The organism is Caballeronia sp. NK8, assembly GCF_018408855.1.
Classification (GTDB): domain Bacteria; phylum Pseudomonadota; class Gammaproteobacteria; order Burkholderiales; family Burkholderiaceae; genus Caballeronia.
On record NZ_AP024322.1, the window covers coordinates 3006790 to 3025622 of the forward strand.

Annotated in this window: 23 protein-coding genes, 1 tRNA gene and 1 pseudogene; 16 read left to right on the forward strand and 9 right to left on the reverse strand. The window is 60.2% G+C overall.

Annotation, left to right across the window (positions count from 1 at the left end; genetic code table 11):
- Nucleotides 1–96: 96 nt before the first annotated feature.
- The 3 genes from NK8_RS14370 to NK8_RS14380 all read left to right on the forward strand — a co-directional run bounded on the left by NK8_RS14370 (nucleotide 97) and on the right by NK8_RS14380 (nucleotide 2758).
- Nucleotides 97–777: a HugZ family protein gene (locus NK8_RS14370; RefSeq protein WP_213226724.1), complete on the forward strand. Its 681-nt coding sequence runs from the start codon at nucleotides 97–99 to the stop codon at nucleotides 775–777.
- A gap of 357 nt (nucleotides 778–1134) precedes the next feature.
- Nucleotides 1135–1437 carry an H-NS family nucleoid-associated regulatory protein gene (locus NK8_RS14375; protein ID WP_162066702.1) on the forward strand — a complete coding sequence of 101 codons (303 nt, stop codon included), beginning with the start codon at nucleotides 1135–1137 and terminating at the stop codon, nucleotides 1435–1437.
- Between the two features lie 133 nt (nucleotides 1438–1570).
- The gene (locus NK8_RS14380; protein WP_213226725.1) at nucleotides 1571–2758 is read left to right on the forward strand and encodes a cation diffusion facilitator family transporter; all 1188 of its coding nucleotides are present in this window, start codon (nucleotides 1571–1573) and stop codon (nucleotides 2756–2758) included.
- 10 nt (nucleotides 2759–2768) lie between these two features.
- On the opposite strand, the gene NK8_RS14385 is transcribed toward NK8_RS14380, so the two are convergent.
- The 4 genes from NK8_RS14385 to NK8_RS14400 form a co-directional block, all read right to left on the reverse strand.
- Nucleotides 2769–3227, reverse strand: a complete 459-nt coding sequence (locus NK8_RS14385) for an Lrp/AsnC family transcriptional regulator (RefSeq protein WP_162066704.1) — start codon at nucleotides 3225–3227, stop codon at nucleotides 2769–2771.
- Between the two features lie 95 nt (nucleotides 3228–3322).
- Entirely contained in the window at nucleotides 3323–3958 is a 636-nt protein-coding gene (locus NK8_RS14390; protein ID WP_213226726.1) for an exonuclease, read from the reverse strand.
- Nucleotides 3955–4599, reverse strand: a complete 645-nt coding sequence (locus tag NK8_RS14395) for an MBL fold metallo-hydrolase (protein WP_213226727.1) — start codon at nucleotides 4597–4599, stop codon at nucleotides 3955–3957. Before NK8_RS14395 ends, NK8_RS14390 begins: the two co-directional genes overlap by 4 nt.
- A 299-nt stretch (nucleotides 4600–4898) precedes the next feature.
- Nucleotides 4899–5288: a hypothetical protein gene (locus NK8_RS14400; protein ID WP_213228672.1), complete on the reverse strand. Its 390-nt coding sequence runs from the start codon at nucleotides 5286–5288 to the stop codon at nucleotides 4899–4901.
- Here NK8_RS14400 and NK8_RS14405 point away from each other — a divergent pair.
- Nucleotides 5265–5873, forward strand: a complete 609-nt coding sequence (locus tag NK8_RS14405; protein WP_162066707.1) for a septal ring lytic transglycosylase RlpA family protein — start codon at nucleotides 5265–5267, stop codon at nucleotides 5871–5873. The two genes, NK8_RS14400 and NK8_RS14405, sit on opposite strands and share 24 nt — an antisense overlap.
- Nucleotides 5874–5927: 54 nt before the next feature.
- Here the strand turns inward: NK8_RS14405 and rsmI are convergent, their stop codons facing one another.
- Nucleotides 5928–6818, reverse strand: coding sequence for a 16S rRNA (cytidine(1402)-2'-O)-methyltransferase (gene rsmI, locus NK8_RS14410; RefSeq protein WP_213228661.1), 891 nt, complete (start codon nucleotides 6816–6818; stop codon nucleotides 5928–5930).
- A gap of 47 nt (nucleotides 6819–6865) precedes the next feature.
- On the opposite strand from rsmI, the gene NK8_RS14415 reads away from it, so the two are divergent.
- From NK8_RS14415 to NK8_RS14465, 12 genes and pseudogenes are all read left to right on the forward strand, one after another.
- On the forward strand, nucleotides 6866–7252 hold the full coding sequence (locus NK8_RS14415; protein WP_225936261.1) for a YraN family protein: 387 nt from the start codon (nucleotides 6866–6868) through the stop codon (nucleotides 7250–7252).
- A gap of 103 nt (nucleotides 7253–7355) precedes the next feature.
- Nucleotides 7356–7943, forward strand: a complete 588-nt coding sequence (locus NK8_RS14420) for a phosphoheptose isomerase (RefSeq protein ID WP_213226728.1) — start codon at nucleotides 7356–7358, stop codon at nucleotides 7941–7943.
- A gap of 24 nt (nucleotides 7944–7967) precedes the next feature.
- Nucleotides 7968–8780: a BON domain-containing protein gene (locus NK8_RS14425; RefSeq protein WP_213226729.1), complete on the forward strand. Its 813-nt coding sequence runs from the start codon at nucleotides 7968–7970 to the stop codon at nucleotides 8778–8780.
- Nucleotides 8781–8782: 2 nt separating this feature from the next.
- Nucleotides 8783–9121 (forward strand): c-type cytochrome, encoded by a 339-nt coding sequence (locus NK8_RS14430; RefSeq protein ID WP_213226730.1) that lies wholly within the window; start codon nucleotides 8783–8785, stop codon nucleotides 9119–9121.
- Nucleotides 9122–9189: 68 nt separating this feature from the next.
- Nucleotides 9190–9265 (forward strand) — tRNA-Ala (locus NK8_RS14435).
- A 164-nt stretch (nucleotides 9266–9429) separates the two neighbouring features.
- Entirely contained in the window at nucleotides 9430–10614 is a 1185-nt protein-coding gene (locus NK8_RS14440) for an integrase arm-type DNA-binding domain-containing protein (RefSeq protein ID WP_213226731.1), read from the forward strand.
- A 201-nt stretch (nucleotides 10615–10815) separates the two neighbouring features.
- Entirely contained in the window at nucleotides 10816–10953 is a 138-nt protein-coding gene (locus NK8_RS14445) for a hypothetical protein (RefSeq protein ID WP_213226732.1), read from the forward strand.
- A 125-nt stretch (nucleotides 10954–11078) separates the two neighbouring features.
- Entirely contained in the window at nucleotides 11079–12578 is a 1500-nt protein-coding gene (istA, locus tag NK8_RS14450; protein WP_062259294.1) for an IS21 family transposase, read from the forward strand.
- A complete protein-coding gene (istB, locus tag NK8_RS14455; RefSeq protein ID WP_035508514.1) occupies nucleotides 12575–13396 on the forward strand; it encodes an IS21-like element helper ATPase IstB in 822 nt (273 codons plus the stop codon). Before istA ends, istB begins: the two co-directional genes overlap by 4 nt.
- An 83-nt stretch (nucleotides 13397–13479) precedes the next feature.
- Nucleotides 13480–13722 (forward strand): annotated as a pseudogene (locus NK8_RS43665) (Arm DNA-binding domain-containing protein); the annotation flags it as partial.
- An 87-nt stretch (nucleotides 13723–13809) separates the two neighbouring features.
- Nucleotides 13810–14718, forward strand: coding sequence for a tyrosine-type recombinase/integrase (locus NK8_RS14460; protein WP_367657774.1), 909 nt, complete (start codon nucleotides 13810–13812; stop codon nucleotides 14716–14718).
- A gap of 139 nt (nucleotides 14719–14857) precedes the next feature.
- Nucleotides 14858–15061: an AlpA family transcriptional regulator gene (locus NK8_RS14465; protein WP_213226733.1), complete on the forward strand. Its 204-nt coding sequence runs from the start codon at nucleotides 14858–14860 to the stop codon at nucleotides 15059–15061.
- 457 nt (nucleotides 15062–15518) lie between these two features.
- Here NK8_RS14465 and NK8_RS14470 read toward each other — a convergent pair whose 3' ends face one another.
- Genes NK8_RS14470 through NK8_RS14485 form a run of 4 tightly spaced genes read right to left on the reverse strand, consistent with a single transcriptional unit; the run spans nucleotide 15519 to nucleotide 18833 of the window.
- On the reverse strand, nucleotides 15519–16259 hold the full coding sequence (locus NK8_RS14470; protein WP_213226734.1) for an HNH endonuclease: 741 nt from the start codon (nucleotides 16257–16259) through the stop codon (nucleotides 15519–15521).
- A gap of 27 nt (nucleotides 16260–16286) precedes the next feature.
- Entirely contained in the window at nucleotides 16287–16973 is a 687-nt protein-coding gene (locus tag NK8_RS14475) for an RNA ligase family protein (RefSeq protein WP_213226735.1), read from the reverse strand.
- Entirely contained in the window at nucleotides 16970–17509 is a 540-nt protein-coding gene (locus NK8_RS14480) for a hypothetical protein (RefSeq protein ID WP_213226736.1), read from the reverse strand. The genes NK8_RS14475 and NK8_RS14480 overlap by 4 nt, the downstream gene beginning before the upstream one ends.
- Nucleotides 17502–18833 (reverse strand): DUF3696 domain-containing protein, encoded by a 1332-nt coding sequence (locus tag NK8_RS14485; protein ID WP_213226737.1) that lies wholly within the window; start codon nucleotides 18831–18833, stop codon nucleotides 17502–17504. The genes NK8_RS14480 and NK8_RS14485 overlap by 8 nt, the downstream gene beginning before the upstream one ends.

Here is an 18833-nt window from a genome sequence, read left to right on the forward strand (position 1 = left end):
GACGCGAAGGCTTTCGATTCTATCCAACGGCCAGGAGACACGCTCGGAGCCGCTGCATTACCATCGTTCGACCTTTAACGAATTCACGAGGCCCGGATGAATATTCCGCCGCAAGCGCCGCTTCATTTGCTGCATCGCGTATCGGAAGGCACGCTCGCGACGCATTCGCGCGAGCCGCGCGGCTTTCCTTATCCGACGGCATTGCCGTTCGCGCTCACCGCGCAGCACATGCCGATGCTGCTCATCAGCCATCTCGCCGAGCACACGCGCAATCTTCACGCCGATGCCCGCGCCGGATTCCTGGTGGCGCACGTGGCGGACGGTGGCGTGCTGGAGGGCCAGCGCCTGACGATGCTCGGCAGTTTCACACCTGCGGCCGCCAGTGAAAGCGATGACCTGGCGCGGCGATATCTGCGCTACCACCCCGATGCGGAGCGCTATCTCGCACTCGGCGATTTTTCTTTCTGGGTGATGTCGCTGGAACGCATGCGATATATCGGCGGTTTCGGCGCGATGGGATGGCTCGGCGGCGACGAACTCGATTCGCTCGATCCGCTTTGCGCAGCGGATGAAACCGCGCTTTGCGAATATTGCGATGCTTACCCGGGCCGTCCGGAGAATCTCCGATTATTGGGGATAGACCGGTATGGCTGCGATCTGCTGCTTGCTGGCGCGCGCAATCGTTTTACATTCGATTACCCCAAGCTGACGAACAAGGATTTAAAGGCTGCGCTTACCGATTGTTTTGAGCGCGAGGGCGGCATTCCGGCGCAATAGCGATGAACGTTACGGCCCGATTTTGCCTTGGGTCAGGTAATTTCGGGACGAACCGTGGCAAAGTTGTCATTTCATGAAACTTTGCAGTGAAACGGTATTGCGTGTTTTCATCCGATGCCATTGCTCAGTCCTGGCGTACGTCGTGCCCGCAGATTTTACGTCGGCATGCGGAGCGCTCCAGACTTCGGAATTATCGGCAAATGTTACGAAGAAATTTGCAGATCTCCTTTTAAGTGGCAATACGCACATGCCGCGATAATACGAAGTGTGTTAATCTGCGTGCCAGTCCGAGGTTATACTCATAACTGAAAGCGAGCGCATCGATTCGCAAGTCAGCAAACCACTTAGGGAATTGCCATGCCTTCATACAAAGAACTTCTCGCACAACGCGAGTCCCTTGAGCGCCAGATTGAAGAAGCGAAGTCGCGCGAATACGCCGAAGTGCTTAATGAGATCAAGCAGAAAATGGCGGATTACGGCATCACGCTTGCGGAACTGGCTGGCGGCCGTGGCGCGAAAGGCGCGAAGGCGGCACGCAGCCGCTCGGGCGTGGCGCCGAAATACCGTGACCCGGACAGCGGCAGCACTTGGTCGGGCCGCGGAAAGCCGCCGAAGTGGATCGCTGGGCAGGATCGCGACAGTTTCCTGATCGGCAAGTAAGTTCTGAGCCGAGTCCTGTATTAAAAAGGCCGCGTCGACGACGCGGCCTTTTTCATTTGGCGAAGCATCGGCGCTCGAAAGAAGCGCAGTGTCGGCTGATAAAATGCAGGCTGCATGAGCCGAGAGATATTACATGTCGCTTTCGACGACGCGCGTGACGGAAAAGCAGGACGTTGCGCGAAGGACCACCTGGACCAGCATAGCGCTAAATAGCATGCTTGCCACGGCGCAACTCGTGGTGGGGATCGTTGCGCACTCTCAGGCACTGATTGCGGACGGCATTCATTCGATTGCGGACATCGTGTCGGATTTTATCGTTCTGATTGCCAACCGGCACGCGGGCGCCGCACCCGACGTCGACCATAACTATGGTCACAGCCGTTATGAAACCGTTGCCTCATTATTCCTCGGTGGATTGTTGATCGCGGTCGGCGTTGGAATGTTGTGGCGCGCCGGAACGCGCATCGTCGACCTTCAGAATATTCCGCAAGTAAAGGTGGGCGCGCTCGCGGTCGCGATAATCGTACTGGTTTCGAAGGAAGCGCTGTTTCGCTATATGCTGCGCGCCGCTGAACGGGTGCGCTCGGCGATGCTCGTCGCAAACGCGTGGCATGCACGGTCGGATGCGGCGTCTTCACTGGTCGTCGCGCTGGGGATTATCGGCAGTCTGGCGGGATTTCGAATTCTGGACCCGATCGCCGCTGCACTCGTCGGTTTCTTGATCGGGAAAATGGGGTGGACGTTCGCGTGGGACGCTTTACAGGATCTTTCCGATCGTGCACTCGATCAAGCGACCACGGACGATTTGCGCAACATTTTGCTAAACACGCCGGGCGTGCGTGAAGTTCACGAACTCCGCACCCGGAAAATGGGCGATCTCGCGATCGTCGACGCGCATATTCTCGTCGATCCACTCATTTCGGTTTCGGAAGGGCACTACATTGCGGAATCGGCGCGCGCAAATGTGCTGGCCGATCAGCGCGTCATCGATGCGCTCATTCACGTCGATCCCGAGAGCGACGCGCTCAATCCGCTGCCGGGCAACTTTCCATTGCGTTCGACCGTGAGCGACGCGGTGCGCGCAGCCTTTGCGCACAACGGCTTGCCGGTCGCGGCGCTGAATCTGCACTACCTGAGCAGCGGTTTCAATGTCGATGTCGTGCTGCCGGCATCGAACGCGACCGATACAGCCGCCATTCTGAAGACGATCGATTTCGACGCGCTGAAGCGAAAGATCGGCGCGCGCGAGATCCGCGTGACGCAGGAACTCGGCGTCACGCAGACCTCGACGCCGACGCGCGTGATCGATGCGTCGCGCTGACAGCCGCCCGTCAGAGCGGCAGCTGCGTGTCGAACTTGATTTCGCGCAGCACGACGCTCGTTCGCACCTGCGCGACGGCAGGAATCTTGAAGATGCGATCGTGCAGAAAGGCGTCGTACGCCTTGATATCCGGCGCGACGATCTTGAGGATGTAGTCGGATTCGCCGGTCGTGCTGTAGCACTCGGTCACTTCGGGGCAGGTCGAGATTTCACGCTCGAACTGCTCGACCCCGCCCTCGGTGTGCCGCGTGAGATGGATATGCGCGAGCGCGCAGACATGGAGGCCGAGCTTCTCGCGATCGAGCAGCGCGGTATAGCGCTGAATGACACCCGATTGCTCCATGTCCTTGATGCGACGCCAGCAAGGCGTGCTCGACAAGCCGACCTGGTCGGATATTTCCTGAACGGAGCGCCGCGCGTCCAGCTGCAGAAGACGCAAGATTTTTTGTGAGAATGTATCGAGAGTCAACTGCGCCTCCGTTCGGTCGCGATCTGACTCTAATGGTAGAGGCGCCAGAAAAGAAACGCAATGCAATGCGCCCACACTGAGGGAGTTTCCCTAACTCACTGGCCTGACGGCGCGTTTTTACCTTCGATGCCTTCGCTCGGCTCGGCCGATGTCTGCGCCAGCTTCGCCTGCGAGGTCCGCAGCTCGGCGAGCATGTTGCAAAAGAGCGCGCCTTGCTCGATCGCGTCATCGAGTGCGACGTGCGTATGCGGCAGTTCGTCGAACCAGTGCTTCGGCAGACGCGGCTTGATCGCCTTGCGATACGGCAGGCCGGTCATCGCAAAGGCGAGCGTCTTGATGTCGAGCGCCGACCACGAGAACGGGCAACGTTCCGCGAAGCGCATCATGTACCAGAACATATAGGTGAAGTCGAAGCCCGCCGGATAGGCGACGAACACCGGCTTGCCGGGCAGCGCCTCCACCCATTCGACATAGGCCGGCAGCGCAATCTCGGCTTTCTGCAGATCCTTGCGGCACGCGGCCCACGCGTCGGGCTGCGTCTTCCACCACGCGGCCTGCACCGGATGCGGCGCCGCGCCTTCGAGCGTTTCGAGATTGGCAGAGAAGGTGCCGATGAGCTGCTTGTCGGCCGTGTATGCCGCCGACGCAAAGCTCAGCATCGAATGCGGGCCGGGGATCGGTCCGTCGGCTTCGACGTCCGTGCTGACGTAGATTTCAGGAATCGCGTTCACGCCGTCACTCCGTCGCGCACGTATGGATTGCTGCGCCGTTCCTCGCCGAATGTGGACGCCGGACCGTGACCGGGAACGAACGTGACGTCGTCGCCGAGCGGCCAGAGCTTTTCGCGGATCGAGCGGATGAGATCGGCGTGATTGCCGCGCGGGAAATCCGTGCGGCCGATCGAGCCGGCAAACAGCACGTCGCCGACAAACGCCAGCTTGTGCTCGCGGCTGAAGAACACGACGTGGCCCGGCGTGTGGCCCGGGCAGAAATAGACGTCCATCGATTCATTTCCGAACTGCACGGTGTCGCCATCGGCGAGCCAGCGCTCGGGCGTGAACGCTTCGGCGTTCGAGAAGCCGAAGCGTTCGGTCTGCGCGGGCAACTGGTCGATCCAGAACGCATCTTCGCGATGCGGTCCCTCTATTTGTATGCCGTAATGCGTGGCGAGCGCCTTCGCGCCTCCGCAGTGATCGAGATGCCCGTGCGTCAGAAGAATCTTTTCGACAGTCACACCCTGGCGCTCCACTTCAGCGATGATGCGTTCGATGTCGCCGCCCGGATCGACGACGGCGGCGCGCCTCGTCGCCTCGCAGATGACGATGGAACAGTTCTGCTGAAAGGGCGTCACGGGAACGAGAATGACTTTCATATGACTGTCGCCGGTGCAAGTCGGGCTGTAAAAACGTCCATTGTACCGGTGTCGCATCACGCGCGAAGAAGGTCGACGAGGCGTTCAAAAAATGCCAAAAAACGGCAATTCTTACGCTCATAGCGAAAATCAATGACGATTCATGCAGTCCGATGAGACGGACCCCGGTTTTTTTGTATAATGGCACTACTTGTGCATGGAGCTAACCATGCCGTCAATAGGCGACTGCCGAAACGCTAGTGCGTTTTTACAATCGCCGTCAGTACGCTGTTGGGGGCCAAAAGCCTCGCAATTGCAACTCAAGCATCCATCAGTTGGGTGCACACGTCTTGTCCGGCCAGACGCCGCGCGTCTGTCAGATGGCTTTTACAGTCATCACGCCGGATGGGGCCTACGCCGCCGTTCCTGCGCTCGCAGTTGGTTTTCCAGCGCACGAACGTGATGCCACGTTCGATGGCGGCATGTGGGGTCTGGTCAGGCTGCCGGGGACAGGTTGCGCCAGACGTGAACAATAACCGGGCATTTGCGGCACGAGTACGCCGCGTCCGAGCAAGGCTCGCCGTTCGCTTGACCGAACGGCGTTGTGCTTTGCGCGGCAAAGCCTCGAGCAGCCTTGCGCGCGCCGACCAGCGCAGCGCGGCCGCTCCTTTTACGTTGGTAAACCTATGAAAGCTCGATTTATTCGACATGTCGGGAGCCTGCTAGCAGTTGGCGTGCTGGCCGGTTGCGCCACGCCGGGTTCGGGCGATGTCGCATCCAATCCTCAGACTACGAACCTCTCCAGCACGAGCAGTGCCCGCTCGACGGCGCCGCTCGCCTTCGATTCGCACCTGTCCGCGCTTCCAGCCGACAAGCCCGCGCAGCCGGCTCAGTCGCTCTCCGACGCCCAGCCGATCACGACCGGACCGAACGTCGGCGAGTTCGAGCAGAAGGGCAAGGCGTCGTGGTACGGCCGCATGTTCCATGGCCGCAAGACTGCCAGCGGCGAGAAGTTCAACATGAACGCGATGACCGCGGCGCACCGGACGCTGCCGCTCGCATCGTGGGTGCGTGTGACGAACGAGTCCAACCACAAGACGGTGGTCGTGAAGATCAACGACCGCGGTCCTTACGTGCACGGTCGCGTGATCGACTTGTCGTACGCTGCCGCGGCGGTGCTCGGCATGCGCGGCGCCGGCACGCAGAAGGTGAAGATCGAAGGTCTCACGCAGCAGGAAGCGCGTGCCGCGCGTGAAGAACAGGCTCAGGCGCTCGCCGACGACAACGTGAACTGATCTCACGCTGCATTCCGCAGAACCATGACGGGCCGTCTCGCGACGGCCCGTTTTCTATTCCTCTTCCGATTCGTCGCGTTTGGCGAGCTTCAGCGCGCGCTCGTAAAGTCCGCTGCGCGATGCGCCCGTCAACGTCGCGGCGATGCGCGCGGCGCTCTTCACCGACAACTCGTCCAGCAGCATCGTGAGCAGCGCGTCGTGCGCGTCGTCGGCATCCTGCGCTTCGGGCGCGCCTTCCACCACCAGAACGAATTCTCCGCGCTGCCGATTGGCATCCGCTTCGAGCCACGCTGGCCCTTCGGCCAGGGTGCAGCGATGCAGGCTCTCATGTAACTTCGTCAACTCGCGCGCGATCAGCAGTTGCCGTTCGCCGCCGAAGGCTTCGGCAAGCGCGCGCGTTGTCTCGACGATGCGATGCGGCGCCTCGTAGAAGACCAGCGCCATCGGATGATTCGCGAGCGAACGCAGTTGCGCGGCGCGCTGCTTCGTCTTCGTCGGCAGAAAGCCCGCGAACGAAAAGCCGCTGACCCATGCGCCCGCCGCGCTCAACGCTGTCGTGAGCGCGCTTGCGCCCGGCAGCGGGATGACGGGCAGCCCGGCATCGCGCACGGCATCGACGAGACGCGCGCCGGGATCGGAGATGCCGGGCGTGCCTGCGTCGGATACGCATGCGATGCGCTCGCCGTTCTTCAGATGCTGGATCACGCGTTCGGCGGCGCTGCGCTCGTTGTGCTCGTGCACGGCGATCGACGGCTTCGAGATGCCGTAGCGCGCGAGCAGTTGCGCGGTGTTGCGCGTGTCTTCCGCGGCGATGCGATCCGCGAGTTCGAGCACATGCAGCGCGCGCACGGTGATGTCCGCCGCATTGCCGATGGGCGTGGCGACGACGTATAGCGCGCCAGTCGGATAGTGCTGCCCGGCGGCGAGTTCGAAGATCTGAAGCATGAGCGCGGGCGTCGGAGGAAAGGACGTCATTTTGCCATGCGCGATCCCTGCGGCCAGTCGACAACTTTTATGGAGGCGCCTTGTCCAAAACGCTCGGCGATGCTTTCGAGGCTCACGCGCTCGAATTCCTGCAGCGGCGACGCATGCGCCTCGTCGCGCGCAACGTGACGTGCCGCGGCGGAGAGATCGATCTCGTCATGCTCGATGAACGCGGCGCGCTCGTATTCGTCGAAGTGCGTTCGAGGACGAGCCGCCGTTATGCGAACGCCGCCGCGAGCATCGATGCGAGAAAGCGCGCGCGTCTCGTGCATGCCGCGCAGCATTTTCTCGCGACGTGGCGCGGCGCGTTGCCCGCGTGCCGCTTCGATGTCGTCGCGTTCGATGCGGGCCGCATCCACTGGATGCCCGATGCCTTTCGCGCCGACGAAGCATGAGCGCGGTTCATCGCAGGGTGCATGCGGTAAACTGCGCAACAACCGACGCTTTGAGCGTTCAAGCCACATACCGCCGCGCGCCGCGGCCTATGATCGAGAGTCGATGTCAGTCGAACGTATTCAACAGCAATTCCGCGACAACGCGGCACTCACACTCGAAGCACTCGACGCGCTGGCGGTTCCGATCGCGGCCGCCATCGACACGCTGTTCGGCGCACTCGCCAATGGCAACAAGATTCTCGTATGCGGCAACGGCGGCTCGGCTGCCGACGCGCAACGCTTCGCCGCGCAACTGATCGGCCGCTTCGAGCGCGAGCGTCCCGGCTTGCCGGCCATTGCGCTTACGACTGATACATCGATTCTCACGGCCATCGGCAATGACTATGCGTTCGAGCAGATCTTCTCGAACCAGGTCCGCGCGCTCGGTCAGGCGGGCGACGTGTTGCTTGCGATCAGCACGTCGGGGAACTCCGTCAACGTGCTCGCGGCGATTCAGGAAGCGCACGAGCGCGAGATGATCGTGATCGCGCTGTTGGGCAAGGGCGGCGGCGCGATGTCCGACGTACTCGCCGATACCGACATCCATATCTGCGTGCCGTCCGATCGAACGGCGCGCATTCAGGAAGTCCATCTGCTGACCATTCACTGTCTGTGCGACGGCATCGATGCGATGCTGCTCGGAGACGACTGAAACTGACAAGGGGGAACGGAGTTGATGAACAAGACACGCGTCAAGGCGACATTGGCCCAGGCCACGCTCGTGGTGAGCATGCTGTCGGGAGTTGCATTGACGTTGCAGGGCTGCGCCCTCGCGGTCGTCGGCGCGGCGGCTGGCGGAACGTTGATTGCCACGGATCGTCGCACGCTCGGCGCGCAGACGGAAGACCGCGAGATTCAGGTGAAGGCGCTTTCGCGGATCAACGAGAACGTGCCCGATACGGCGCATGTCAACGTGACGGTGTTCAACCGGCGCGTGCTGCTGACCGGCGAAGTGCCCGACGAAGCGTCGAAGCAGAAGGCCGAGGCGGTCGTGCGCGACATCAACAACGTGGGGAGCATCGTCAACGAACTGGCGGTTCAGGGCGCGAGTTCGATTTCTTCGCGTGCCAACGACTCGTATCTCGAAGGCCGCGTGAAGACCGCGATGGTCGGCGAGAAGGACTTGCGCGCGAACTACTACAAGGTGGTGTGCGAGCGCGGCGTGGTCTATCTGATGGGCCTCGTCACGCAGGACGAGGGCGCGCATGGTGCGGATGTGGCCGCGCGCGTTCCGGGCGTCGAGCAGGTGGTGAAGGTGTTCCAGTACATCAAGCCTGAAGAGGCCAAGGCACTGGAAGCGGCGGCCGCATCTGATGCGAGCGCGGTGTCGGCGGCGAGCGCGCCGGCGGAGGCGACGGTCGGTACGGTGCCGGATTCGGGTGTGACGTCGCGTCCGCTGGATATGCAGTCGCCCGCGCCTGTGAAGAACTCGGATGTGCATCCGGGCAATCCGAATCCGGCTGCGGCTCCGGCTCCAGCGGTGAAATAAATATGGTGCGTGTGATTTTCGGCGCGTTGTGTATCGCCGTGTCTTTGGGCGTGTCGGCCGCGGAGCAGCCCGTTTCGCCGGCCAATGCGATGGCGATCGCGCGCAGCAATGCATGCATGGGCTGTCACGCGATCGATCGCAAGCTCGTGGGGCCGTCGTTTCAGCAGATCGCGGAGAAGTACAAGGCCGATCCGCAGGCTAGCGCGAAGCTGGAAAAGAAGGTGAAGAATGGCGGTGCGGGGGTGTGGGGGGCGATTCCTATGCCGTCGCATCCCAGAATGAGCGATGCGGATATCAGGACCGTCGTCGCGTGGGTTTTGACGGGGGCGCCGGAGAAGTAGGCGTCGAGCTGGATCGTCCGGGAGGCTTGCGTGTGGGCGATTTGGCTGTGGTAGAATTTTATCTCGTTGGGGGGGTAGCTCAGCTGGGAGAGCGTCGCGTTCGCAATGCGAAGGTCGGGAGTTCGATCCTCCTCCTCTCCACCAAATTCAAGTCTGGTTAAGTCCAGCGAAGGCCGGAAAACCCTTATCCCATAAGGCTTCTGGCCTTTTTTACGTCCACGGTCGTCCAAAGACATCCAATGGAATCCTGAGATTTTTCGGGGCAGCATATGGGGCATCGGCCTCTGCCTCCAACTCAGGATGCCCCCATGCCCCTCACCGACGTTGCTATCAGGAATGCACGGCCGACAGAGAAAACGCGGCGTCTCTGGGACGCTGGTGGGCTGTATCTCGAGATTACCACCAGCGGGTCGAAGCTCTGGCGTCTGAAGTACCGGTTCGATGGCAGGGAGAAGCGGCTGTCCTTTGGACGGTATCCGGAAGTCAGTCTGAAAGATGCACGGGAAAAGCGCGACGAGGCGCGCAAGCTGTTGGCGAACGATACGGACCCCAGCGAACACCGCAAGGCAGCCAGGACCGCCAGACTCGTCAGTGCAGCCAACAACTTCGAAGCAATTGCGCGTGAGTGGTTCGAGCGCATGATGGCCGACAAAGCCAAGTCGCACAAAGACAAGGTTATCGCGCGACTGGAGAACGACATTTTTCCATGGCTCGGCAGGCGGCCCATCGCGGACATCACGGCGCCCGAAATGCTCGCCTGCCTGCGGCGCATTGAGGCACGCGGCGCGCGTGATACGGCCCACCGTGCGCTGCAGAACTGCTCGGCAGTCTTCCGGTACGCGGTGATTACCGGCAAGGCCGTCAGTAATCCCACTGAGCATCTCAGAGGTGCCCTGCCGCCGGCGAGGCCAGGCCACTTTGCAGCTGTCACGGAACCCGAGAAAGTCGGGCCGCTGTTGCGCAAAATGGATGAAGTGAATGCGACCTTTCCTGTTCAGTGCGCGCTCAGGCTTGCGCCATATCTGTTCTGCCGGCCAGTCGAGTTACGGACGATGCGCTGGAATGAGGTGCATCTCGACGAAGCAGAATGGCGCTACATCGTTGGCAAGACGCAAACACCCCATCTTGTCCCGCTCGCATCCCAAGCCGTTGCCATCCTGCGTGAACTGCAGCCGATGACGGGACGATGGGACTACGTTTTTCCGGGCAGACACGACAAGAAGCAGCCGATGTCGAGCAACACGGTGAATGTGGCGTTGAAGCGGGCTGGCATCAGCACCCGTGATGAGCAGACGGGACACGGCTTCAGGGCGATGGCTCGGACCATCCTGCACGAGCGGCTGGGTATCCGGCCGGAAGTCATTGAACACCAGCTCGCGCACAGCGTCCCAGACCCGCTCGGTACGGCCTACAACCGGACGAAGTTTTTAGATGAACGGAGAAAAATGATGCAGGAATGGGCGGACTATTTGGATAAGTTGCGCGAAAACTAGAACGGTTGCGCAATTAATTGCCAAAAAAGTGCTTGACGACGCATTTAAAGGCAAGCAATACTTCGTCCGTCGTCGATGTACGACAGCTGCCGGCAAGCCCTGCCCCGGCAGCTTTGTTTGAGGAATCTATTGAGGCAGTATCCCCACGCTCAGGTGTGGATTGAGGACATATCTCCAGGGGCGTTATTTGGAGATGGTCACATGCAAAATCAGCGTGACTTTGTTGTTCGCCAGCCCAATGTGGTGGCGCTTTTTCCTGTTCAGCATCCGGTTGCGATTGAGCGCCGTGCTCACAGTCAGCTCACTAGAGAACGACAATTATCTTGGCCGGTCCTTTGACAGTTACCTTGGCCGGTGGTGAGGAGTCGAAGGCGGCGTAGCCGCCGGAGACGACGAACTACCGGCGGCGCCGGAGTAACGGGGTTTTACGATGGCTGATCGCGTCGAACAAGAAGCGAACAGCCATGCCTGGAACCTACGTGACGGACCAGCAGGTCCGACTCTATATGAGTAAGCGCAAACATCACACTCAGGAAGTCGCCGCGGCGATGGCGGGCATGAGCGTTCGCACGGCCCGGCGCATCGAGCATGAGGGCCGTCTGCCGTCGCAGAAGCCATCACGCGCGTGGCGTACACGTCACGATCCGTTCGCGGAAGTTTGGGAGAGCGAGGTCGTGCCATTGCTGCGCCACGCGCCCCGGCTCAAGGCCATCACGTTGCTGTGCAAGCTGCAGGAGGCGCATCCGGGCCTCTTCCCTGACAGCATGCGGCGTACGCTCGAGCGGCGCGTCAGCCAATGGCGCGCACTCGAGGGCCCTGGCAAGGAGATCTTCTTCCCGCAGCAGCACTTGCCCGGCGTGCAGGGGCTCTCGGACTTTACCGACATGCGGGATCTGCGCGTGACGGTCGCCGGTGCGCCCCTCGATCACCGGCTCTATCACTTCGTGCTCGCGTTCTCGCACTGGGAATATGCCTATGTCGTCGAAGGTGGCGAGAGCTTCGAGGCCCTCTCCACCGGATTACAGAACGCGCTGTGGCAAGCCGGCGGCTGCCCGCATGAGCATCGCACCGACAGCCTATCGGCAGCGTTCAAGAATTTGCAGACTGAAGAGGACTTCACGGCTCGCTATGACGCACTGCTGGTGCATTACGGCATGGCCGGCACGCGCAATAACGTCGGCGTGGCCCATGAGAACGGTAGTGTGGAATCCTCGCACCGCCATCTGAAGGAGGCGATCGACCAAGCGCTGATGCTGCGTGGCCATCGCGACTTCGACGATCGGGCTGCCTATGACGCGTTTGTTCGCGACGTCGTCATGCGCCGTAACCGCCGTAACGCAGCGGCGTTTAACGCTGAGCGCGAACATTTGCAGGATTTGCCCGCACATCGCACGACCGACTTCATCGAAGAGGAAGCACGCGTGACACGCTGTGGCACCTTCACCGTGCGGGGCATTCTCTACAGCGCGCCGTCGCGCCTGATTGGTCACCGTCTGAAGGTGCGCGTCTATGCCGATCACCTCGACTGCTATCTGTCCGGCGCGCTCGTGCACAGCACAGCACGGGGCTCGCATGCGGCCAATAGCCGCCGTCGCAAGCTCGACTACCGGCACTTCATTGAGGCGCTCAAGCGCAAGCCCCAGGCGTTCAAGGGGCTAGCGTTTCGCGACGACTTGTTTCCGCGCGAGGCGTACCGCCGGACGTGGGAGCGGCTTGAGGCTCGGCTCACGCAGCGCGAAGCCTGCAAGACCATGGTCGGCTTACTGGAACTGGCCGCGAATCACGGAGTCGAGGCCGTTCTTGCTGAGCGGCTCGAGGCGTTGCTCGCCGCTGGCGAGCTGCCCGATCTCGAGCAACTACAGAATGAATTTGCGCCGCGGCAGGCGCAATGCCCAGACGTGGCTGTGGACATGCCGACGGCCGCTCTCTATGACACGCTGCTTGGCGAGGAGGCATCGGTATGAACGCGCCCGCAATTTACGATGCCGCCCGTATGGGGCTGATGCTCACCGAGTTGCGCTTGCCGACGATCGCGCGGCTATGGTCCGAGTTCACACAGCGCTCCGACAAGGAAGGCTGGCCATCGACGCGCCTGCTCGGCGCGCTGCTCGAGCACGAACTGGCCGAGCGCGCGAAACGGCGCATCGAGCGGCATCGCGTCGAATCGCATTTGGACCCAAGCAAGACGCTCGAGGCCTTCGACTTCGGCTTGGTACCAATGGTGTCCAAGGCACATGTAATGGCGCTCGCGAGCGGCGACTCGTGGCTCGAGAAAGGCGCCACGATCCTGCTGTTTGGGCCACCGGGTGCCGGGAAGAGCCATTTAGGCTCCGGCATTGGTCATGCGCTGATCGACGCCGGGTACCGGGTGCTGTTCACACGCACCGGCGAAATCGTGCAGAAGCTGCAGGCGGCACGCCAAAGCCTGCAGTTGCCATCGATGCTCGCCAAGCTCGATCACTTCGATCTGATCATCCTCGATGACCTGTCGTACGTCAGAAAGGACCAGGCCGAAACGAGCGTGCTGTTCGAATTGATTGCGGAAAGATACGAGCGTCGAAGCCTTCTCATCACGGCCAACGCCGCGTTCTCCGGCTGGAATGATGTCTTCCCCGATCCCTCAATGACGGTCGCCGCCATCGACCGACTGGTGCATCACTCGACGATCTTCGAGCTGAACGTGGAGAGCTACCGGCGTCGCAGTGCCGATGACAACAAGCGCGCGCGGCGGCGTCAATTACCCCACCCCGAATCGGAAGGAGCGACAACTATGCCGAGCTGAGCAGCGACAACTAACCCCGTCGACCGGCCAAGATAGTTGTCGCCCGGGCGGCCATCGTAATTGACAATCTACAGCTCACGGACATCGCCATCAAGAACGCGAAGCCGCGTGGCAAGAGCTATCGCCTGTACGATACCGGCAGCCTGTATCTCGAAGTCTTTCCGAACGGTTCGAAGCTTTGGCGCTGGAAGTATCGCTTTCAAGGCAAGGAAAAGCGGCTGGCGCTGGGAGCATATGGAACGTCGGACGCAAGTGTCGGGCTGAGCGATGCACGCGCAAGGCGAGACGACGCACGCAAGCTGCTGAGAACTGGCATTGACCCCAATGCAAACAAACGGCTGGTCGCGACCGCGAGGAAACTTGAGGCAGCTAGCACTTTCGAGGCTGTTGCCCGCGACTGGTACGAAAAGAGGATGTCGGAAAAAGCCGAGTCCCACCGAGTGAAGGTCAAGGCGCGACTGGAGAACGACCTCATTCCATGGCTAGGCAAGCAGGCGGTTACGGACATTACGGCGCCCGACATTCTGGCGTGCCTGCGACGTATCGAGGACCGGGGCGCACGAGATACGGCACACCGTGCGCTACAGAATTGCTCCGCGGTGTTTTCATACGCTATATCGACTGGTCTGGCCCGGGACAATCCCGCCGCTCACATGAAAGGTGCGTTGCGACCAGCAAAGCCCGGCCACTTTGCCGCCATCACGGAACCGAGCGACGTGGGCCAGCTGCTGCGTAGGATGGATGCGGTTAGCGCCACGCTTCCAGTCAAGTGTGCGCTGCGGCTAGTCCCATATCTGTTCTGCCGGCCAGGAGAACTGCGGGCAATGCGGTGGAACGAAGTCCATCTCGACGCAGCCCAATGGCGGTACGTTGCGAGTAAAACCGGGACAGACCATATCGTCGCGCTTCCGAAGCAGGCGGTAGCTCTCCTGCGCGAGCTATATCCCTTGACGGGGCGAGGGGAGTTTGTCTTTCCCGGTAGGGACGATAAATCGCAACCAATGTCGAATGCCAGCATGAATAGGGCTTTGCAGCGCGCTGGTATTAACACTCGGGAAGAGCACACCGGACATGGATTCCGTGCGATGGCTCGCACCATACTCCATGAATGTTTGGGCGTCGAGTCAGACGTCATTGAGCTCCAGCTGGCACACCGTGTCCCTGATGTGTTGGGGCGAGCGTATAACCGCACACAGTTTCTGAACGCCCGCAAAAAAATGATGCAGCAGTGGGCAGACTACCTGGACCGGCTACGCGACGGTGTCGAGCCGGAAGCGGCGGCCGAACCCCGGCTGCTTATCGGGCCCCGCGAGGGCAGGTGACTCATCTCGGGGTTTGATTGAATAACAGCTGCCGGTAAGCCCGCCTCCGGCAGCTTGAGCAAAAAGCAAGGCAGTCACTTCGCGACCGACTCGTGGATTGAGGTATTGCCTCGGGTGCAAATTTTTTTGGAGTTGATTTATGCAAACTCAGCATGACTTACTATTGCGTCTGCCGGAAGTGCTGGCGCGCATTCCAGTTTCACGTGCAACCTGGTACGCAGGGGTGAAAAGTGGCCGCTATCCCAAGCCTGTTTCACTCGGCCCGCGGTGTGTCGCGTGGAAGGCGAGCGAAATTCAGCAACTGGTTACACGAGGTGCGCGGGACGCTTCCTCAGCGGACTAGTATGTTTCGATGCCGTGGGACTGGACGTCGATTCCGTCGTTGCGTTCAGTCCTGTTATCAACTGCCGAGTCTGCTCGAAAATACGAGAATAGCTGCTCACGGCGCTTTGATGAAGCAAGCGGCGCAGGTATCTGAAGTTCGGCGTAATTCGGTAAAGGGAGATATTTGGGCAGACGGTTTGCCGCGGTCGCTCTAACGGGTGTAATTTGCGCGATGTCGCGTACAAACAACGCGATGTGGCCGAGCGGCTTTATGCACTCTCCGGCTATGAGTCACACAGGCGCAATTTCAAGGCTAGCCGTATTCGTGCGTTGGAGAAACTCAATGGCAGGGAAACGCCTCTGTGTAGCAGAGTAGCGACCTACCACTTCAACCAGGACAGAAAGATTTACGTTATCCGTAGCGAACTGCGCGCGGCCGTCGTAAATTGAATGCTTGTGGCGTCCTGCGGCGTAAATCAAGGCATGCGTACTTTAGAAGAGTCGGCTTTGCGAAATTCGTTGTTGTGGTGAAACGCCAAGTAGGGTGCGTGGGATGTCCTTAGGTCACGAATTGCCCAGTTTTCCGAAACTCCCAATTGAGCTCTCGCGGAAAGGGGGAGTAACTCCGATACGAGCAGGGTCCCTTGGCCCGAGAAAGAAATCCAGCCACCATCGAACAATGCATCAATGTGCGGCGCAAGCAGGAGTCCGTTGAATACGTCGAGTCTCTCGTCGTCGTTCACACATTTGGCCCAAGGTTTGATGTGTGAGGCGCGGAGCAAAGGAAGTACGGCGAGGCCCGTGACGCAACAACGCCCCTGCCAATAATCCATCTGCGCATTTCTAAAAAGTTCTTGCCCCACACGTTGTATTACTAGGCGTTCGGCCTCGGTGGACTGCGGCAGATGCTCCTTTGCGCGTCGGAACTGGTCCGCCACACGGTTGGGCATAGTAGTTGCAATGGCTGAAGCGCGTTGCAGTGTGGCGTAGAGCTGGTCAAGGTCAGGCACTGCGACAATATTGCCATCACCGCTACCAAATAGGGCCGGAACCGATGCCGAAATCCGAAATCCGCCTTCCTCGGCATGCACAGTTAGCGCTTCGGGAAACTGCGCAGACCGCAGCTCCAGACCGCCATCTTTTAGTAGAACCGGCGTGCGCTCGAAGCCGCAATCTGTGGCAGCCTTCTCAAGTCGCAGGCGTTCTAGCGGCGTCATGCCATGTCCCCTGATAACCTGTATCGGTCATTCAATGTCACTCAGTCCGTTCCACTCGAGCGCACGGTTGCGCCAGTGGCTCTCGATATGCTGTATGAAGTCTGCGCGAACCAGCTTGGCCCGAGTACGGAGCCAGGCGTCATCCTCACAACGAATCACTACCCCTTCAAGCGGACCCGTTGAAAACGCGCTCCTGCTTTCCTGCATCATTTTCTTTAGGCATCCTAGTGACAATTTTCCTCGCTCCAATGTCGGCACTGTGGGTATGCCTAGGTCGGTTGCCCACTGGTTGCGCCTCACTGTTGACCAGAAGCGCCGTTCATTGCGGTCGTAAATATCAAAGAGCAGCCACCAATCCGGTAGCCGGTCGTAGCTGAGTGAATGCCGTGCTGCACACCATTCGCCGAAGGCAATGAGCTCTGAACCCAATGCTTCGACGAACGCTTCCTCATGCGCAGGCATCCAAGACCGCAAACGGCTGAACTGGCCTGCGTATGGCGCCGCCAAGTAGTGTCCGCGGTTCTGAGCAAGAAGATTTCCCTCAGCTGAGACCGAGAATCCTACGTTGGCACCGTCAACTTTCTCTTCGACGACCACGTCCGACGCCAACAGCTCGCGCGCCTCAGCAGTCGTGAGAACCTTGTCGTCTCTCGGCTCCCCGCGACCAAGCCAAGTCAGATGCGGAGTGTGTGGGAAGCGGAACAGTCCGTTCACGGTCGCTTAGCCTTCTTTTGGTTCCACTTCTCGCGCAACCAATCTTCAAGGAGATGTTCCGTTTCCACCCCCACCGCCTTCAAGGCGTCGGCACAGTCTAGCCAATCGGTATCGCAGGCATTGGCGAGCTTGCACGGGCGAACATCTTCACTCACAGCCATGGCAGACGCGACCATCTTACGGTCCGCCAGGTCAGTCACCGCCGCACTCAAGGCGGGTGGAAGCACGGCGTGGCCGTGCTCATCGACTTCGATACCGACCCAAACCACTTCATTCTTATCGTACTTGTGCATGATTGCAAGCCAGCCATAATCCTGCTCGGTCAGCTTGTTCTGGTACTCACGACAGATATGCCAATCATAATCCAGCACGACATGGCGCCCCGGGTCACCCTCGAACGCCTCCATCCAGCTTAGCACTTGGTGTCGTAGCTGTCCCTCCTTGACGGGGGTTTCGTCTTCTGGAAAAGGTGATGTGGCATGCGCAGCGCTGGCCACTATCAGAACGTTGGTATCGACCACGCGACTTTCAGGCATTGCTCGCGCCCCTCCTCATGCGCTCCGCGCGTGCTTTGGCCTGCTCTCTTGCCTCGCCAGCCGAATCCCCGAAAAAATGTTCTGGCCAAGGCCTGATGGTTCCAAATGGGTCTACCTCCAGCCGCTGGAGCTTGGCCATCTTTCCCTCTCGTTCAACGAAATACATGCGTAGGTCATTGGTTTTTACCGTTTCGCGCGCTACCAATGTCTGAACACGGCGTAGAAGTTGTTCAGAGTGGGTCTCAACGATGAACTGGACGCCTCGGTCATGACTAACCGAGGCCAGCATTTCCGCCAATTCTGCTTGCGCTACGGGGTGTAAGTGGCTCTCAGGCTCTTCCACAATCACGATGCTGCCTCGCTTGGCAAATAATGCCGCCACGACCACCGGCAACACTTGAGAAACGCCAACACCCACATCTTTCAAGTTGGACGCCTCGCCGTTGCTCACTACCAGCAATTCATAGCGCGCAGACCGGCCTAGCTGGCGCACCTGCAGGTCGTCCGCTAAGCCCATGCGGGCCAGCCATTGGACGGTGCCGTTGAACAGTTCAGCCGCGGCGGGAGAAGGCAGGCCACGTTTGGTCGCATCTTGTTTTGCCACACCGCTAGCAATCAAGGCGTCGACGGCCTGAGCACCTTCATCACCGATAGACCCGGGCGAACGGCCATTCCAGATGTAGTCGCGTTGCGCTAAACGTCGAACCGGCCCCAGGTAGATGACGCGTGTCAGTTCATCCAGCAACATTGGGCCTACCGACAAGATGCGGTCTGCCTCAGCACCAAGCGTTTGCACTGCTGCATCCGAGAACGAGAACGAACGTTGCGGCTTGAATGTCGGCGATTGTTTGGACCAGTACCTTGCGCTCTCCGGCAGCAACTTGTAGGCGCCATGCCGCCCCAACTGCGCCGTAAAACCCCGCCCGGCGCTGCCAATGCGCAGATAGGCTAAATCTGCGCTACCACCACGACCTTGCACATAACGGGCTGTAAATGTGCCGGCTTCTGCGCCGGGTACCATAGGCCGCCAGCCAAACTCAATACCAATCTGTTTGGCCTTGACCGTCTCGGTGGCAGCTCCGTGGCGACACAAAACGTCTGCAAACTGCCCGAGCACGACGGAGTCGCCGCTATCTGGATTGCCGAAGTTCAGGTCTACATTTGGGTCCGCGCTTTTTACGGTTTGACGTAAGAGCAACAGACTCTGGATGAGACTGGATTTTCCGGAGGAGTTTGTACCGAACACCAGCGTCAGCGGTGCGAGCTGCATCTGGCCCGTGCCACGCCAAATCTTGAAATTATTGAGCGTCAGATGGGTAAGCAT

What these genes read in the sequence shown, in the direction of transcription:
- NK8_RS14370 (WP_213226724.1), top strand. Translation starts at nt 97, where the DNA reads ATGAATATTCCGCCGCAAGCGCCGCTTCATTTGCTGCATCGCGTATCG.
- NK8_RS14375 (WP_162066702.1), top strand. Translation starts at nt 1,135, where the DNA reads ATGCCTTCATACAAAGAACTTCTCGCACAACGCGAGTCCCTTGAGCGC.
- NK8_RS14380 (WP_213226725.1), top strand. Translation starts at nt 1,571, where the DNA reads ATGTCGCTTTCGACGACGCGCGTGACGGAAAAGCAGGACGTTGCGCGA.
- NK8_RS14395 (WP_213226727.1), bottom strand. Translation starts at nt 4,599, where the DNA reads ATGAAAGTCATTCTCGTTCCCGTGACGCCCTTTCAGCAGAACTGTTCC.
- NK8_RS14405 (WP_162066707.1), top strand. Translation starts at nt 5,265, where the DNA reads ATGAAAGCTCGATTTATTCGACATGTCGGGAGCCTGCTAGCAGTTGGC.
- NK8_RS14400 (WP_213228672.1), bottom strand. Translation starts at nt 5,288, where the DNA reads ATGTCGAATAAATCGAGCTTTCATAGGTTTACCAACGTAAAAGGAGCG.
- rsmI (WP_213228661.1), bottom strand. Translation starts at nt 6,818, where the DNA reads ATGCTTCAGATCTTCGAACTCGCCGCCGGGCAGCACTATCCGACTGGC.
- NK8_RS14420 (WP_213226728.1), top strand. Translation starts at nt 7,356, where the DNA reads ATGTCAGTCGAACGTATTCAACAGCAATTCCGCGACAACGCGGCACTC.
- NK8_RS14425 (WP_213226729.1), top strand. Translation starts at nt 7,968, where the DNA reads ATGAACAAGACACGCGTCAAGGCGACATTGGCCCAGGCCACGCTCGTG.
- NK8_RS14430 (WP_213226730.1), top strand. Translation starts at nt 8,783, where the DNA reads ATGGTGCGTGTGATTTTCGGCGCGTTGTGTATCGCCGTGTCTTTGGGC.
- NK8_RS14440 (WP_213226731.1), top strand. Translation starts at nt 9,430, where the DNA reads ATGCCCCTCACCGACGTTGCTATCAGGAATGCACGGCCGACAGAGAAA.
- NK8_RS14445 (WP_213226732.1), top strand. Translation starts at nt 10,816, where the DNA reads ATGCAAAATCAGCGTGACTTTGTTGTTCGCCAGCCCAATGTGGTGGCG.
- istA (WP_062259294.1), top strand. Translation starts at nt 11,079, where the DNA reads ATGCCTGGAACCTACGTGACGGACCAGCAGGTCCGACTCTATATGAGT.
- istB (WP_035508514.1), top strand. Translation starts at nt 12,575, where the DNA reads ATGAACGCGCCCGCAATTTACGATGCCGCCCGTATGGGGCTGATGCTC.
- NK8_RS14460 (WP_367657774.1), top strand. Translation starts at nt 13,810, where the DNA reads ATGTCGGAAAAAGCCGAGTCCCACCGAGTGAAGGTCAAGGCGCGACTG.
- NK8_RS14465 (WP_213226733.1), top strand. Translation starts at nt 14,858, where the DNA reads ATGCAAACTCAGCATGACTTACTATTGCGTCTGCCGGAAGTGCTGGCG.
- NK8_RS14470 (WP_213226734.1), bottom strand. Translation starts at nt 16,259, where the DNA reads ATGACGCCGCTAGAACGCCTGCGACTTGAGAAGGCTGCCACAGATTGC.
- NK8_RS14480 (WP_213226736.1), bottom strand. Translation starts at nt 17,509, where the DNA reads ATGCCTGAAAGTCGCGTGGTCGATACCAACGTTCTGATAGTGGCCAGC.
- NK8_RS14485 (WP_213226737.1), bottom strand. Translation starts at nt 18,833, where the DNA reads ATGCTTACCCATCTGACGCTCAATAATTTCAAGATTTGGCGTGGCACG.